Genomic DNA, 13,829 nt, shown 5'->3' on the forward strand with positions numbered 1-13,829 from the left:
ACTTCCACGGAAAACTTAAGATGCCGCTGCGGCCGACAGAAATCCAGATTGAATCAACCCGGCTCTTGATCAAACCGTTCTCGGCCGACGACGCAGATGCCACGTTCGCATGCATCACCCCTTCGCTCACTCGCCACATGGCGTGGGAGCCGCCAGCATCACGGCATGACTTCGATGGTGTTTGGCGGTCGTGGATACCGTCGATAGACGACGGGTCGGACTATGTATTCGCGATACGGCAACGCGCTGACGGGAGTTTCCTTGGTTTGGCCGGACTTCACCGCGTACGTACTGAGAGTCCGGAACTCGGCATCTGGATTCGTGAAGATGGTCATCGAAATGGCTTCGGTTGCGAAGCCGTCACTCTGATTGCACGTTGGGCAACGCGAACCATTGGCTGTGAAAGCTTTACCTATCCGGTTGCCGAAGAGAACCGCCCCAGCCGGCGCATCGCCGAATCGTTAGGCGGCGTGATCGTGGGAAGCCAGGTGACGCCAAAGTACAAGTCCGTCGTTTTCCGAATTCCTCGGCAGCCAGTTACGAGCGAGATATAAGCGGTTCAGTCTTCCAACTGACATCCGTCGGCCACGAGCCGCCGTTGCCGATTATCGCGTGAACGTCCGCTTGCGAAAAGCTGCATGGCATTTCCACGCTAGCAAGGGCGACCGGGGCCATGTGTGACTTGCAGGTGAGAATGCGGATCTATACTGGGTGGCTATTTGACATATCCCATTCACTCACAACGGAGAAGGCCATCATGAGTGAAAGTACATTGCTAATTTTTGCCGCTGTAGCCTTTGTAGGTATCGTAACTCCCGGACCGACAGTTCTGCTGGCGTTGACCAATGGCTCGCGCTATGGTCTTCGCCGTGCCGCGTATGGGTTCGCTGGCGCAATCGCATCCGACTTCGTGTTGATTTTCGCCGTGGCGCTTGGCCTTGGTGCGTTGCTGGCAGCGTCGGCATTCTGGTTTAACGTCGTCAAATGGGTGGGCGTGGCCTACCTGGCGTACATTGGCATCAAGCTGTTGATGTCAAAGGGTTCGTTGAGCGTCGCGAGCATGCAGGGCGAAGTAAGCCGCGACAGCAACTCGGCGATTTTCCTCAAGAGTTTCCTGACCGCAGTCACGAACCCGAAAGGATATCTGTTCTTCTCCGCATTTCTGCCCCAGTTTATAGCGCCGTCCGCCCCACTTGCGCCGCAGTACCTGGCACTCGCTATAACGTTCGCGATGCTGGATTGCTCGATCATGTTCGGCTATTCACTGCTCGGCGCACGGGCAATTCGCCTGCTAAAGGAGTCGGGCGCACTATGGCTCGAACGTTCTTGTGGTGCTGTGCTGGTTGCCCTCGCGGGGTCTCTGGCACTGTACCGACGTCACACGGCTTAGCGGGTTTGCCTGGAAGCAGACCATGAAATTCGGCATTTGAATGGCCGAAACGGGTCCGTTTATGCTTTTTATATTCGCAGCGAATGGCGATCGGTCGAGGGTCTGCGTCGGCGTCGGCCAGTAAGAGATCAGCTAAACCGGCGCACGCGACGAACCAGGCCGCGCCGTATCCGCCGCGCGCGGCGGCAGGCCAAGCTCCTCCGCATAGGAGTGAGCGCCGCCCGCCTCGCCGAGCGCGTATTGCAGGGCGTGCCGGATTCGCAGCATTTCCAGCGGCGTGGACGCCCGCGCGACCAGCTTCAGGCCCGCGCCCAAGGTGCCTTTCTCATGAGCGGGGCGGATGAGCGGCTCCGAGATTCCGTGCTTGGCGAGCAACTGCAAACCCGAAACATGCAAACGGCCCCCGCACGCGGCGTCCAGCGTGCGCTCGAAATCCTTCAGCACGTTGGCGTCACGGTGGTCCTCGCCCAGCATCTTCGTCGCGTCGGGCCATGCACCCCACAGCGCCTTTGCGATGAGCCGGCCGTGGTTGGCATGCTGACCTTGCGAACAGACTTCGTGAATAGCTTGCAGCACGCTCGCCGCATCGCCGCGCGTCGTGATGCGGCCGTCGTGCATCGCAACGAGTCCGTGCAGGTCGTGTCCCGTCCGGGCCGCGAGTTCGGTGCGCAGAAGCACCCACGGGTCCTGCGGCGCGGCCTCGAGTCCCGACGCGACATGACCCAGGAAGGAGCCGGTGTTCGCGCGCCGGATCACGCTCAGCGCGGCGATCAGCCCCGACCGGTAAGCCATGCTTTCGATCAGTCCGACCGTGGCTTCATAGCGCGTCTTGGGCTCGGGCGACAGCTTGAGCAGTTGCAGCGTATCGGCGTCGAAGTTTTGCGTGTGCTGCCGAACGTGGACGGCTTCGTGAAACACGCCTTCGGCCAGCGTCAGGAAGCCTTGGCGAAACGCGGGATCGAACACGTCGACGCGCGCACTGCGGTCGTAGGTTTTCATCAGCGAGCCTTCATCGGCGACCGACTGCTCGCCCGCATACCGGACCTTGCTGCGGATGCCGAACGCGTCGTTGACGTGCCGGCCGAATGCGTTGATCGCCTGCTCACGCTGCCGCGCGTTCCACTGCGACGGCGGCGTCGCGCGCAACTGGCTCAATTCGGGATCCGCGTCGATTGCGGACGCGTAGTGTTCCGCGCTGCCGAAGATGGCGCCGGCAATCGCGGCATCGAACACGCCCTTGGTCGTCGCCTCGCGCGCCCATGATCGGGACGTGCCGAACGGCTTCGCAATGTCGATCATCCGGGCGACGCCGCGCAGGCTGAGATGCTCGAAACCTTCGTGCGACTGAATCCGCGCCGACACGTCCTGCCAAGCGGGAGAACGGCGCAGCGCCTGAAGCTCGCGCAGAACGGTCGGATGCGCGGCGGGCAGCGGGCCTGGCGATTCGGCGCCCGCCAGCGCGCCGGCGTAAGCCGCCGCGGCGTCACCGGATTTCAGCCCGTGCAGCAGCATATTCCACGGGTTGACGGGGAGCGGCGAGGGCGCGGCGGTCCCCAACTGCCTGAGCCTTGCGAGCGCCTCGCCGCGCTGCGCGTGTCCGCCGGCGGCCGTCCTGACGGGCGCGTGCGCGAGCGGTTCCAGCGCCGCGTCCGACGACGACGCGCGGCGGGATGGCGACGCCTTCGAACCGGTCGCGCGGTTCGGCGATTCGGGCGCGGTGCCCGACACCGGCAGCGGAGTAGACGACGGATTCTGGATTCGGGAATTGAACATGGTCACACCGGCAATGTCGCGTAGTGGCGATATTGCGGGCAACGGGCGCGCGGGATAGGGGGGCGCGGCGAAACACTATGCGGGGGAGCGAACCGAGCGGTGCTCGCGGACGTCCGGCTCGCATGGGAGCGCCGCGCCGGTCGCGCGAGGATGTTATGACCGACGGAGCCGAGCCAATGAAAAAGGAGTCACAGAAACCTGGAAGCGGAGCTTACGAACTTGCGCAGTTCGTCGAACTGGGTGACCAGTTCGAGACAGAGGATAAATGCCAGCATCGCGGACGGGCCGGGATGGCGTTCGATCCATCGCAACGATTGAGTCGCGTAACGCGCTCTAACGGAGCGCCGCGTCATGACATAGGTAATCGCGATGCCGATGGCGGCGCCCGCCAGGATATCGGTCGGATAGTGATAGCCGAGATAAGCGCGCGGAAGGCAAATGAAGATGGCGGTGTACAGGAGCGCAAGCACGCCGATTCCGCGCCAGACAATGAAAATGCCGGTCGCGACGGACATCCACAGCATGGCGTGATCGCTCGGAAACGAACTCCACGCCGTCAGCATGGCGTCCTGTTGCGCGGCGAATGGAAAGTGCAGATGAAGGTCGGGGTTCTGGATAGGACGTACCCGGAATGGCAACAGATCAGCGAGAAGCCTTCCCACGGCGAGCGCCAACAGACCGCTCATGATCGTCGCAATGACCATTTCGCGTTGCCGCTCGCGATGCTCGCCGGGTCGAAACCATATCCACCACAAAATGGGTATGAGCACGAGACCCTTGAACATATACAGATCGGCGACGGCTTTTATTGCATGGTTAACCAGAAGGCCGAAGCTCGGCCTGGTAAGCCACGTCTCGATGACCGCATCAAAGTTGTTCATGTTCTTGTCGGCAGTATGGAGCAGCGCGAGCAGGACGATGGCGCGGGGAACCGGCGGCCGTCACTGGGTAACCCAGACTACCTCTGGTGTTGTGGCGTTGCAATCGATGCATTCGCTACTATGACGAATGATCGTAAGAAAATGATCTCGTGAACACACCGATGCAAGCCGAATAACCGCCGAGCAAGGCCATATCGACGCTGCTCGTTGAACGTGCGATTATCGCAATCGGCATAGAGCCATTTGACGCGACGCAATTAGCATGACCTACGCCAAGGAATTTTTTGATCTTCAACTCCATTTCGCGCGAAGCGTCGCGGAGTTGAGGGGCATGCCGCTGGAGGAAGCCCTTCTTGACTACACGAATCTCTACGTGCGGTTTGTTGCCGATCGGAGGTTCGATCGCGACCATCCCATCTGGTCGGCTTACCTCGCCGGACTGAGAGAGAAGGTCGATCCGGGCGATTGGACTTATCACTTCTATCGTAGTCGCCCGCATCATGTCCAGCCGGCGTCGACTATCAAGACGTTTGGTTGTTTCTCGTATGCGTTGGGCGAGCCGGGTCAAATCCGCCTTCACTTCCATAACGCGGACGGGCATTTACAGGGGCCATTGAGCGGGGAACGCATGCCGTCACGGCTCTCCGAGCTAGCTTCGCTCGTGCACCACGTCCGCGCGCAACGGGAAACTGTCAAGCAGGTAGCAGGCGTTTCATGGCTCTACAACTTGACCGCGTATAGACGATTGTTTCCCGAGTCTTACATTGCCGAAGCGACAGTGGCTACAAACAGATTCCGCAACATGCCGCTGTGGGGGCAGTTTTTGAATCGTCACGGCGGGGTCAGAAAAGACGCTGCGAGTTTGTTCGTTCACCGGCTTTACGATCAGACCAGCGCGGACGACCTTGCACGATGTTTTCCGCTGCACCCCCTGGCCGTCTCGGCCCCGATCGACGCCTTCCACGAATTCTATGCGCAGGGATCTACAATAAAGTTCGACCGTTGAAAGTAGATCGCCACAAAGCGCTCTCCGCAACACAACCCACTCACCCCAAGAAAGAAAGCCCATGTTCGATCACGTCAAATTCGGAGTCAGCGACTATGCAGCAAGCAAAGCGTTCTTCCTCAAGGCACTCGAACCGCTTGGCGTAGCGATTGTCTCGGAGGGGACGCCGACGTACGGTGTCGAGCTTAGCTCTCAGGGTGACGCTTCGTTGTGCCTGTACCAAACCGAGGAGAAGCCGGCGCATCTTCACCTGGCCTTTACGGCTGAGAATCGCCAGCAAGTCGAGGCTTTCTATCGCGCGGCTCTGGAGGCGGGTGGCATCGACAACGGTGCGCCTGGTCTGCGCCCGCACTACCACGCGAACTACTATGCAGCGTTTGTCATTGGCCCGGACGGGCATAACATCGAAGTGGTTTGCCACCAAGCCGAAGCCTAGGCCCGCCAAATAGAAAGCCACCCCCAATCAATCTTTTTTCTCCATGCCAAGTTTCGTTTAGCATCACTGCCACTTTCACAAGAAACACCACGAGACAATGGCACTCATCGCACGAAACATCCTCGGTATCGCCGTACTTCTTTTCATCGCCTACCTCTTCTCGACCAACCGACGCGCCATTCGCTTACGGACTGTAATCAGCGCACTGCTGGTACAGATCGGAATCGGCGCATTCATTCTCTTCGTGCCGCTCGGCAAGACCATCCTCGCGGCGGCGGCCTCCGGCGTCAATCATGTACTCGGCTACGGCAATGCGGGCATCGAGTTCCTGTTCGGCGGGCTCGTGCAATCGAAGATGTTTCAGGTATTCGGCGACGGCGGTTTCGTATTCGCCGTGCGCGTGCTGCCGGCCATCATCTTCGTTACCGCGTTGATCTCCGTGCTGTATTACCTCGGCGTGATGCGCTGGATCGTGATCGTACTCGGCACGCTGTTCCAGAAGCTGCTCGGCGTGTCGAAGCTCGAATCGTTCTCCGCCGTCACCACGATCTTTCTCGGCCAAAGCGAAATGCCCGCGGTGGTCAAGCCGTTCGCGCGCGACATGACCGGCGCCGAACTGTTCGCGGTGATGTCGAGCGGCATGGCGGCCGTTGCCGGCTCGGTGCTCGCGGGTTACGCGGGCCTCGGCGTGCGGATCGAGTATCTGCTGGCCGCGTCGTTCATGGCGGTGCCGGGCGGCCTGCTGTTCGCCAAGATCATTCACCCGACGACGGAACCGAGCCGCGTGCAGCTCGACAACCTCCACTTCGATGAAAAACGTCCCGCCAACGTGATCGAAGCCGCGAGTTCCGGCGCGACCGTGGGCCTGAAAATCGCGGTGATGGTCGGCGCGATGCTGATCGCGTTCGTCGGCTTGATCGCGTTGCTGAACGGCGTGGTGAGCGGCATCGGCGGCTGGTTCGGCCATCCGCAACTGTCGATGCAAGCGGTGCTCGGCACGGTGTTCGCGCCGCTCGCGTATCTGATCGGCGTGCCCTGGAACGAAGCGGCCGTCGCCGGTAATTTTCTCGGGCAGAAGGTCATTCTCAACGAGTTCGTCGCGTATGCGTCGCTCTCGCCGTATCTGAAGGACGCCGCAAGCGTGAGCGCGGCCGGTCTGCAAGCGCTCGATCCGCGTACCATTGCTATTCTGTCGTTTGCGTTGTGCGGCTTCGCGAACTTTTCGTCGATCGCGGTGTTGACCGGCGGTTTTAGCGCCGTCGCGCCGGGACGCCGCGCTGAAGTCGCGCGCTACGGCCTGCGTGTCGTGCTCGCCGCGACGCTCTCGAACCTGATGAGCGCGACGATCGCGGGCATGTTCGTTACGCTCAATTGAATCGAGGATCGCTGCATGAACATGGAACAACTGCTGGAGCGCGCGGGCGTCGCGCGCGACAAGGCTTATGCGCCTTATTCGAAATTCAAGGTCGGCGCCGCGCTGCTGACAAAAGACGGCAAGATATTCGACGGTTGCAACGTCGAGAACGCGTCCTACGGTTTGTGCAATTGCGCTGAACGTACCGCGTTTTTCAGCGCGATCGCCGCCGGTTATCAACGCGACCAGTTCGCCGCGCTCGCCGTGATCGGCGATACGGACGGCCCCATCGCGCCGTGCGGCGCGTGCCGCCAGGTGATCATCGAACTCGGCGGACCCGAGTTGCCGATTCGCCTCGGCAATCTGCGCGGCGTCACACGCGACACCACCGCGCGCGAACAACTGCCGGACGCGTTCTATCTATGAGCCAGCACAAGGTCATCTACGACACCGATCCGGGCGTGGACGACGCAATGGCGCTCGTTTTTCAGGCGCTGCATCCGGACATTGAATTGCTCGGGTTGACGAGCGTGTTCGGCAACGCCACGATCGAAACGACCACGCACAATGCCCGTTTTCTCGCCGGACGGTTTGCGCCGGGCGTGCCGGTCGCGCAGGGCGCGGCGGCGCCGCTCAAGTGCCTCGCGCCCGAACCGCTCGCATGGATTCACGGCGACAACGGGCTCGGCAACATCGCGCTAGAAACCGGCGGGGAAGCGGCGCTCGACACGCGCCCCGCGCATCGCTTCATCATCGACACGGTGCGCGCGCATCCCGGCGAAGTCACGCTGATCGCGGTCGGCCCGCTGACCAATCTTGCATTGGCGCTCGCCGACGATCCGGGAATCGCCTCGCTCGTCAAGCAGGTGGTGATCATGGGCGGCGCGTTCGGCACGGACGGGGTGTTCGGCAATGTCACGCCCGCGGCGGAAGCCAATATTCTCGGCGACCCGGATGCCGCCGACATCGTTTTCGGCGCGCCGTGGCCGGTGGCGATCGTCGGGCTCGACGTCACGCAGCGCACGATCATGAGCCGCGATTATCTGGCTTCGCTGCGCGATCGTGGCGGCGCGGCGGGGCAGTTCGTGTGGGACGTGTCGCGTCATTACGAAACTTTTCACGAGCAAAGCGCGCGGCTCGCTGGAATCTACACGCACGATTCGTCCGCGGTCGCCTATGTGTTGGCGCCGCATCTCTACACGACGCGCAGCGGTCCCGTGCGCGTGTTGACGGAAGGCATCGCGGCGGGGCACACCATCCAGAAGCCTTCCACTATGCCGGTGCCCGCGCCGGATTGGGACAGCCGCCCCGAGTGCGAGGTTTGCGTGGACGTGGACGCGGCGGGAATGCTCGCGCTTTACGAACACACGATCTGCGGCACGGTTTAACCGGTCTATCGCATGGCACGACGCCAACGATTGATAGGACATAAACGCCAACGCCAGCCGTCATTGCATTGCAGCAAACCGCACACGCGCAATCGTGGCCGATGTCGATCATCAATCTTTGCTACATTTCTGCACACGCACTGCGCCCGCGGCCCCGGAGTTTTCGCTTCCCGGCGCGGCGCGCGTGATCCATCTTCATCAAGAGGCGAAAGATGCGAATTCTAGTAGTAGGGGCAGGCGCGGTGGGCGGCTATTTCGGCGGACGTCTCGCGGCGGCGGGCCAGGACGTGACCTTTCTCGTGCGCGCCGGCCGTGCCGAAAAACTGCGGCGTGACGGGCTCGTCATCAGCAGCCCGCGCGGCGATCTGACACTGCGCGACGTCAAGACGATTCTCGCCGGCGTGAGCGCCGAGCCGTTCGATCTGGTGCTGCTCAGTTGCAAAGCCTTTAGTCTCGACGACGCGATCGACTCCTTCGCGCCGCTCGTCGGCGAGTCCACGCTGATTCTGCCGATGCTCAACGGCATGCGCCATATCGACGTACTCACGGAAAAATTCGGCGCCGCGCGCGTGCTCGGCGGTCAGTGCGTGATCGCGGCGACGCTCAACCCCGAGCAGCACGTCGTGCATCTGAACGAAATGCACGCGATCACCTTTGGCGAACTGGCGGGCGGCGCATCCGAGCGCGTGCAGGCGATCGCGGACGCGATGACCGGCGCGAATTTCGACGTGGTGGTGAGCGAGAACATTCTGCTGCGCATGTGGGAGAAGTGGGTGTTCCTCGCCACGCTGGCAGCGAGTACCTGCTCGATGCGCGGCTCGGTCGGCGATATTCTGGCGGCGCCGGACGGCAAGCGCGTGATCGAAAATCTGCTGGGCGAGTGCCGCGCGGTTGCCGAGCATAACGGCTTCACGATGGGCCCGGACTTCGACGCCCGCGCCACTCAAACGCTGTTCACGCCGTCGCCGCTCACGGCTTCCATGTTGCGCGACATGGAAAACCACTCGCATACCGAGGCGGATCACATTCTCGGCGACCTGATCTCGCGCGGCGGCGACGCGCAAAAGGGCGAGCACGGCTTGTCGCTGTTACGTATCGCCTATACCCACCTGAAGACGTATGAAGCGAGGCAAACCCGCACGTCCTGAATGAACGGGCGGCGCGTCACGAAGCCTGACAATCGGAGGTGAAGCATGCCGAGCCCAACCGGATCGGTGCCCGCGCTCAGTGCCGCGTCGGCCACGATCTTCTCGATCGGCATCGTCTTTCTCGGCTACTGGGGCCTCTACGAGCCGACGGGATGGCGAGCCATCGACGTGATCGTGTTCGTGTTCGCGCTGATCGGTTTCGGCTGCCTCGGCCTCGTGCCGTGGATGGCGACGAGCCCCGTCGAGCCTGAAACGAGCGACGCGCGTATCCGCATCGCGCGTCACATGTTTCTTGCCGGCGTCGTGGCGATCTGGCTGGCGGTGGCGCTGTCGGTGATCTTCTGAGGCTTGTTGCACGGGCAAAAAAACGCGCGCCTTGCAGCAAACAAGGCGCGCGTTCCATTCAACGGAAAGCCGGCTTCAACGCTCGATCTGCCTGTTCCAGCGCGTGTCCCACTGCGCGCGATGCGCGTTGATCGTGTCCCAATCCACCACCGTCACCTTGCGCACCAGATCCTCGACATTGCCGAGGCTTTGCTGCATCGGCGGCGTCATCTTCGCGAGACGATTGGTCGGAATCTGGCGGCCGGCTTCGGCGGCTTTCGTCTGCGCCGGCGCGGACAGCAGGAATTGCGCGAGCTTCTGCGCCAGTTGCGGATCGGGGCTATTGTTGACCACGCACAGATCCACCAGCAGCAACACCGGGCCTTCTTTCGGATTCACATAGCCGACCGGAATGCCCTTGTCCTGCAGATCGCCCACGGCGGTCGGCGTCAACGGGAACAGGCCCGCTTCGCCGGTCTGCACCATTTCGGAAATCTTCGCGGAGTTCGGAATGTACTCCACCACGTTCGGGCCCACCGTGCTCGCCCATTTCGTGAAGCCCGGCTCGACGTTCTGCTCGCTGCCGCCCATCAGGCGGTTGATCGCGAGAAAGCCGTGCAGGCCGAACGTGCTGCTCGACGCCGATTGAAACACCACTTTGCCCTTGTACTTCGGATCGGTGAAATCCATCCACGAAGTCGGCGGCGCCCAGCCTTTTTCTGCAAACAGCTTCTTGTTGTACGCGATGCCGGTCATGCCCAGTTGCACGCCCGCGCCCATGTCGTCCTTCATGCGCGCGAACGGATAGAGCTCCTTGAGCACCGGCGCGTCGTCGAGCTTCTTGCACACGCCCATGCTGACCGCGCGCGCCATCACGCCGTCGTCGAGAAACACCACGTGGATTTGCGGATTGGTTTTGTTGGCGAGCAGCTTGGCGAGAATGTCCGACGACGTGCCGGGCACGACCACTACCTTCACGTTATTGGCTTTCTCGAACTCGGGCAGCACCTGGCTCGTATAGGCCTTTTCCATCGGGCCGCCGTTCATGCCGATGTAGATCGTTTTGGTCTGCGACCACGCCGGCGCGGCCGCGCCGAACGCACACAATGCGGCGAGCGCCGCGATCGTCTTGAACAGTTTCATGGATCGACTCCTGGGGTTTCACTAAACGATGACTAGCGTTGATTCAAGCGGACAATCACGCGACCGGTGAGGCAACAGCGGCAAAGCGATTGATCGAGAAAGCGTCGAGCGGTGTGGCCGTGGCGCCGTCGATCACGAGGTCGGCGAGCACTTCGCCGACGCCCGGCGCCAGCAAGAACCCGCCGCCCGAAAAACCGAACGCATGCAAGAGACGCGGCGCCGTGCGGCTCGCGCCGATGATCGGATTGCCGTCCGGCGTTTCGCCCTCCACGCCGCTCCACGTGCGGATCAGCAGCGCCTCGCGCAACGCGGGCAGCAGCGCGCAGGCGTCGCGCATCACGGCGCGCGTGGTTTCCGTCGACGGCTGACCGTATTCGCCGTCGCCCTGTCCGCGCCCGCCGCCGATCACGCAGTTGCCGCGCGCCACTTGCCGCGCGTAGATGCCGCCGCCATACACGCCGAGGTTGTGCGTGATGAAGAGCGGCAAGGGTTCGGTGACCCACAGGTTGGGGTAGATCGGTTTCATCGGCACCGTTTCGCCGAAGTAACCCGCCACCGTATTCGCCCATGCGCCGGCGGAATTGATGAGCCAGTCGGCGCTCATGCGCGTGTCGCCCGCGCGCAATTGAAAGCGCGTGCCGTCGTGATGGATGTCGGTGAGTTCGGTTTGCTCGCGCACGTCCGCGCCCGCCGCGCGGGCCGCTCGCGCGAACGCGGGCGACACGAGACGCGGATTCGCATGACCGTCCGTCGCGCACAACGAGCCGCCGATTGCCGCCGCGCCGAGCCACGGGTAGCGTTGGCGGAACGCCGCGCCGTTGATCAACTGCGCATGCAGTCCGTGGCCGCGCGCCATGTCGGCCCACGCCTGTAGCGCGACGAGATCGCCTTCGCTGCGCGCAAGCCGCAAATGTCCCGACACGGTGAATTCGCCGTCGATGCCGATCAGCTCCGGCAAGCGGTCCCAGATGCGCCGCGCGCGCATGGCGAGCGGCATCTGTTCGGCCGGACGTCCCTGGCAGCGCACGCCGCCGTAGTTCACGCCGCTTGCTTGCGCGCCGCAATAGCGCCGCTCGAACAGGCCCACGCGCAAGCCGCGCCGCGCCAGCGCCAACGCGGCCGATGAACCGACCAGGCCGCCGCCCGCGATTGCGACGTCGTAGTGCAGGGCGTCACTCATCGCGCGCCTCCTCGGGAATCTCGGCGACGCCGTCGGCGTACAGGGCGGGTGAGAGCGGAATCGGCTTGACGGGCGGCTGGCTGCGCAGACGGCCAAGCGCATCGAGCGGCTTGCCGGTTTCCTCGCTCAGCAGCGTCAACGCGGCTTCGCCGCACATGCGTCCCTGGCAGCGGCCCATGCCGACGCGCGTGAGCGCTTTCAGGCGATTGATCTCGTTCGCTTCGCCGTCGCGGATGCAGCGACGCAAGGCGCCCGCGTCGACTTCCTCGCAGCGGCACACGATCATGTCGTCGGACCATTGCGCGGCGCAGTGGGCAGGCGGCGCAAACGCCGTTTCGATGCCCTCGCGAAACACGGCGATGCGTTGCAGGCCGCGTTCGAGCGAGGCCGCGTTGCGCAGGCCGGGGCCACGCGGATGCGCAATGCCGAGGTCGTCGAGCAAGGCCAATGCGGCGCGGCGTCCGGCGAGTTCGGCGGCATCGGCGCCGGCAATGCCCGCGCCGTCGCCGGCGAGGTAGATGCCGCGCACGGAGCTGCGGCCGGCGGCGTCGAGCTCGGGCAGCCAGCAGCGGTTGCCGGCGTCGAAACGAAAGCGGCAACCGGCGAGATCGGCGAGTTGCGTTTCGGGCTTCAGGCCGAAGCTGATGCCGACCGCGTCGCAAGCGATGGTTTCGGTTGCCGTGCTGGAGCCTGAAGCGCGCCATTCGATCGCCTGCACGCTTGCTTCGCCGCGTACGGCCAGCGAGTTCACCTCGCGTTCGATACGCACGCCATGCGTTGTCAGCCAGGCGACGTAATAGAGGCCCTTGGCGAACGTGGCCGGCAGACGCGCGAGTTTCGGCGCGGCGGCGATCTGCTGCGAGAGAGGACTCGTATCGAGCACGGCCGCCACATGAGCGCCCGCTTTCACGTATTGATACGCGACCAAGTACAGCAATGGCCCGGTGCCCGCGAGCACCACGCGTCGACCGATCGCGCAGCCTTGCGACTTCAACGCGACTTGCGCCGCGCCGAGCGTGTAGACGCCGGGCAAGGTCCAGCCCGGCACCGGCAGCACGCGATCCGTCGCGCCGCTCGCGATGATCAGATGCGAGAACGGCACGCCGATTTCGCGTCCCGCGTTCAGCGTATCCAGGCGGCCCGCTTCGCACGCCCAGGCCAGCGTGTCGGGACGATAGTCGAGATGCGGCAGAAGCGCGGCCATCGTCGTATGCAAGGCGTCGGCCTTGCGTGCCTCGAAGCCGTAGAGTGCTTTTTTCGAGCGCTGAAAGCCGCCGTTTGCGGGCGGTTGCCGATAGATCTGACCGCCCCAGCGCGCGTTTTCATCGAGCACGATCGGCCTGACGCCGGCTGCGACCAGCGTCTCGGCGGCGCGCACGCCCGCCGGTCCCGCGCCGACGATCACGATGCGGCGTGCGTCGGTCATTGGGCGTCTCCGTTCGTCACGGTGGCAACGCCAGTAGCCAGCCGCGTCACCACGCGCATGCCCTCGGCCACCAGCGTCGAGCATGCGCGCAAACGCAATCCGTCTTCGGTGCGCATCCAGCAGTCCTGGCACGCGCCGATCAAACAGAAGCCCGCGCGCGGCGCGCCGCTGAATTCGCTTTCGCGCACGCGGCGTTGCTGCATCAGCACCGCGGTCAATAAGGTATCGCCGTGCAGCGCGGTGACTTCCTGACCGTCGAGAAAGAAGCGCAGCGGTTCACGCTGCGTTTCGGCGACGCGCAGGAATTGCGGCTCACGCCTCGGCGCGGCGGCATCGGAAGACGGCAAGTTCGACGGCATGGGAGAGCGTGCGGTGGAGGA

The 13,829-nt window shown here is 63.3% G+C and carries 15 protein-coding genes; 9 read left to right on the top strand and 6 right to left on the bottom strand.

The window, feature by feature from the left end; genetic code table 11:
• Positions 1-20 precede the first annotated feature (20 nt).
• Positions 21-554 (top strand): GNAT family N-acetyltransferase, encoded by a 534-nt coding sequence (locus tag ACOCG7_RS03405; RefSeq protein WP_114163848.1) that lies wholly within the window; start codon positions 21-23, stop codon positions 552-554.
• Positions 555-757: 203 nt separating this feature from the next.
• Positions 758-1,390, top strand: a complete 633-nt coding sequence (locus ACOCG7_RS03410; protein WP_154872124.1) for a LysE family translocator — start codon at positions 758-760, stop codon at positions 1,388-1,390.
• A 132-nt stretch (positions 1,391-1,522) separates the two neighbouring features.
• Here the strand turns inward: ACOCG7_RS03410 and ACOCG7_RS03415 are convergent, their stop codons facing one another.
• The gene (locus tag ACOCG7_RS03415) at positions 1,523-3,163 is read right to left on the bottom strand and encodes a hypothetical protein (RefSeq protein ID WP_421376838.1); all 1,641 of its coding nucleotides are present in this window, start codon (positions 3,161-3,163) and stop codon (positions 1,523-1,525) included.
• 188 nt (positions 3,164-3,351) lie between these two features.
• Positions 3,352-4,044, bottom strand: a complete 693-nt coding sequence (locus ACOCG7_RS03420; RefSeq protein WP_073430855.1) for a phosphatase PAP2 family protein — start codon at positions 4,042-4,044, stop codon at positions 3,352-3,354.
• A 262-nt stretch (positions 4,045-4,306) separates the two neighbouring features.
• Here ACOCG7_RS03420 and ACOCG7_RS03425 point away from each other — a divergent pair, with 262 nt between their 5' ends.
• From ACOCG7_RS03425 to ACOCG7_RS03455, 7 genes are all read left to right on the top strand, one after another.
• Positions 4,307-5,050, top strand: coding sequence for a hypothetical protein (locus tag ACOCG7_RS03425; RefSeq protein ID WP_073430856.1), 744 nt, complete (start codon positions 4,307-4,309; stop codon positions 5,048-5,050).
• Positions 5,051-5,111: 61 nt separating this feature from the next.
• The gene (locus ACOCG7_RS03430; protein WP_083082596.1) at positions 5,112-5,486 is read left to right on the top strand and encodes a VOC family protein; all 375 of its coding nucleotides are present in this window, start codon (positions 5,112-5,114) and stop codon (positions 5,484-5,486) included.
• A gap of 97 nt (positions 5,487-5,583) precedes the next feature.
• Positions 5,584-6,861 (top strand): NupC/NupG family nucleoside CNT transporter, encoded by a 1,278-nt coding sequence (locus tag ACOCG7_RS03435; protein WP_244745928.1) that lies wholly within the window; start codon positions 5,584-5,586, stop codon positions 6,859-6,861.
• A 15-nt stretch (positions 6,862-6,876) separates the two neighbouring features.
• The gene (locus ACOCG7_RS03440; RefSeq protein WP_083082592.1) at positions 6,877-7,266 is read left to right on the top strand and encodes a cytidine deaminase; all 390 of its coding nucleotides are present in this window, start codon (positions 6,877-6,879) and stop codon (positions 7,264-7,266) included.
• Positions 7,263-8,228 carry a nucleoside hydrolase gene (locus tag ACOCG7_RS03445; RefSeq protein WP_083082590.1) on the top strand — a complete coding sequence of 322 codons (966 nt, stop codon included), beginning with the start codon at positions 7,263-7,265 and terminating at the stop codon, positions 8,226-8,228. The genes ACOCG7_RS03440 and ACOCG7_RS03445 overlap by 4 nt, the downstream gene beginning before the upstream one ends.
• 212 nt (positions 8,229-8,440) lie before the next feature.
• Positions 8,441-9,376: a 2-dehydropantoate 2-reductase gene (gene panE / locus ACOCG7_RS03450; RefSeq protein WP_073430861.1), complete on the top strand. Its 936-nt coding sequence runs from the start codon at positions 8,441-8,443 to the stop codon at positions 9,374-9,376.
• A gap of 45 nt (positions 9,377-9,421) precedes the next feature.
• A complete protein-coding gene (locus tag ACOCG7_RS03455) occupies positions 9,422-9,721 on the top strand; it encodes a hypothetical protein (protein ID WP_073430862.1) in 300 nt (99 codons plus the stop codon).
• A gap of 75 nt (positions 9,722-9,796) precedes the next feature.
• On the opposite strand, the gene ACOCG7_RS03460 is transcribed toward ACOCG7_RS03455, so the two are convergent.
• The 4 genes from ACOCG7_RS03460 to ACOCG7_RS03475 are packed head-to-tail and all read right to left on the bottom strand — an operon-like array spanning position 9,797 to position 13,808.
• Entirely contained in the window at positions 9,797-10,843 is a 1,047-nt protein-coding gene (locus ACOCG7_RS03460) for an ABC transporter substrate-binding protein (RefSeq protein WP_244745930.1), read from the bottom strand.
• 55 nt (positions 10,844-10,898) lie between these two features.
• Complete coding sequence (locus ACOCG7_RS03465; protein WP_244745932.1) at positions 10,899-12,023, bottom strand: NAD(P)/FAD-dependent oxidoreductase; 1,125 nt, start codon at positions 12,021-12,023, stop codon at positions 10,899-10,901.
• A complete protein-coding gene (locus ACOCG7_RS03470; RefSeq protein WP_244745934.1) occupies positions 12,016-13,449 on the bottom strand; it encodes an NAD(P)/FAD-dependent oxidoreductase in 1,434 nt (477 codons plus the stop codon). The genes ACOCG7_RS03465 and ACOCG7_RS03470 overlap by 8 nt, the downstream gene beginning before the upstream one ends.
• Positions 13,446-13,808: a (2Fe-2S)-binding protein gene (locus ACOCG7_RS03475; protein ID WP_244746107.1), complete on the bottom strand. Its 363-nt coding sequence runs from the start codon at positions 13,806-13,808 to the stop codon at positions 13,446-13,448. The genes ACOCG7_RS03470 and ACOCG7_RS03475 overlap by 4 nt, the downstream gene beginning before the upstream one ends.
• Positions 13,809-13,829: the final 21 nt, after the last annotated feature.

This window comes from Paraburkholderia sp. DD10 (assembly GCF_049177125.1).
GTDB lineage: Bacteria > Pseudomonadota > Gammaproteobacteria > Burkholderiales > Burkholderiaceae > Paraburkholderia > Paraburkholderia terricola.

Excerpts from the sequence above, each read along its gene's own strand:
- ACOCG7_RS03405 (WP_114163848.1), top strand. The coding sequence starts at position 21 with ATGCCGCTGCGGCCGACAGAAATCCAGATTGAATCAACCCGGCTCTTG.
- ACOCG7_RS03410 (WP_154872124.1), top strand. The coding sequence starts at position 758 with ATGAGTGAAAGTACATTGCTAATTTTTGCCGCTGTAGCCTTTGTAGGT.
- ACOCG7_RS03415 (WP_421376838.1), bottom strand. The coding sequence starts at position 3,163 with ATGTTCAATTCCCGAATCCAGAATCCGTCGTCTACTCCGCTGCCGGTG.
- ACOCG7_RS03420 (WP_073430855.1), bottom strand. The coding sequence starts at position 4,044 with ATGAACAACTTTGATGCGGTCATCGAGACGTGGCTTACCAGGCCGAGC.
- ACOCG7_RS03425 (WP_073430856.1), top strand. The coding sequence starts at position 4,307 with ATGACCTACGCCAAGGAATTTTTTGATCTTCAACTCCATTTCGCGCGA.
- ACOCG7_RS03430 (WP_083082596.1), top strand. The coding sequence starts at position 5,112 with ATGTTCGATCACGTCAAATTCGGAGTCAGCGACTATGCAGCAAGCAAA.
- ACOCG7_RS03435 (WP_244745928.1), top strand. The coding sequence starts at position 5,584 with ATGGCACTCATCGCACGAAACATCCTCGGTATCGCCGTACTTCTTTTC.
- ACOCG7_RS03440 (WP_083082592.1), top strand. The coding sequence starts at position 6,877 with ATGAACATGGAACAACTGCTGGAGCGCGCGGGCGTCGCGCGCGACAAG.
- ACOCG7_RS03445 (WP_083082590.1), top strand. The coding sequence starts at position 7,263 with ATGAGCCAGCACAAGGTCATCTACGACACCGATCCGGGCGTGGACGAC.
- panE (WP_073430861.1), top strand. The coding sequence starts at position 8,441 with ATGCGAATTCTAGTAGTAGGGGCAGGCGCGGTGGGCGGCTATTTCGGC.
- ACOCG7_RS03455 (WP_073430862.1), top strand. The coding sequence starts at position 9,422 with ATGCCGAGCCCAACCGGATCGGTGCCCGCGCTCAGTGCCGCGTCGGCC.
- ACOCG7_RS03460 (WP_244745930.1), bottom strand. The coding sequence starts at position 10,843 with ATGAAACTGTTCAAGACGATCGCGGCGCTCGCCGCATTGTGTGCGTTC.
- ACOCG7_RS03465 (WP_244745932.1), bottom strand. The coding sequence starts at position 12,023 with ATGAGTGACGCCCTGCACTACGACGTCGCAATCGCGGGCGGCGGCCTG.
- ACOCG7_RS03470 (WP_244745934.1), bottom strand. The coding sequence starts at position 13,449 with ATGACCGACGCACGCCGCATCGTGATCGTCGGCGCGGGACCGGCGGGC.
- ACOCG7_RS03475 (WP_244746107.1), bottom strand. The coding sequence starts at position 13,808 with ATGCCGTCGAACTTGCCGTCTTCCGATGCCGCCGCGCCGAGGCGTGAG.